1 pseudogene is annotated in these 469 nt (G+C 54.8%); it reads right to left on the bottom strand.

From position 1 onward, the window contains the following. A pseudogene (locus C0Z18_RS32485) lies at positions 1 to 469 on the bottom strand (hypothetical protein); the annotation flags it as partial.

Genomic DNA, 469 nt, shown 5'->3' with positions numbered 1-469 from the left:
CGTTTCTACTGGCGGAATGCTGGATGCTGGCATAACCAGACCCTTGATAGCTTTCTGATACTCGCCGTAACTGCTTGGCTCGTTTTTGTATTGATACCAGGCGCGCAGCACCAACCTGGAACGGGAAACAAAAGGGCCACCCTGCAAAGTGATATAACCCTGCCAATCTCCCGCGTGAGCCGCGCTGCAGCTCACCAAAAACAGGACTAACCCTGTCGGCTAAATCCTGATTTTTCAGGCGGCGCAGTTCACGCCAGACTGACACCGGCGCGCCCCCTAAAAACTGGAATTGACGTATACCCCAGCATGACGCCCAGGCCGTTGCGTGCTTCGCGGTTTCCTTCAGCGGGCGTCCACTTTCATGATCGCTCTCGCCGTCCAGGGCGTAACCATAAATATTTTTTGAGATGTATTTGACGACATAACCCGTAGCGCTACCCAGCGCCGGATCTATCCCGCCGAACCAGTC

Origin of the sequence: Trinickia dabaoshanensis (assembly GCF_002879885.1) — a bacterium.
Taxonomy (GTDB): Bacteria; Pseudomonadota; Gammaproteobacteria; order Burkholderiales; family Burkholderiaceae; genus Trinickia; species Trinickia dabaoshanensis.
Note: the sequence above shows the minus strand (reverse complement) of the source record. Positions and strands in the feature narration are given on the sequence as shown.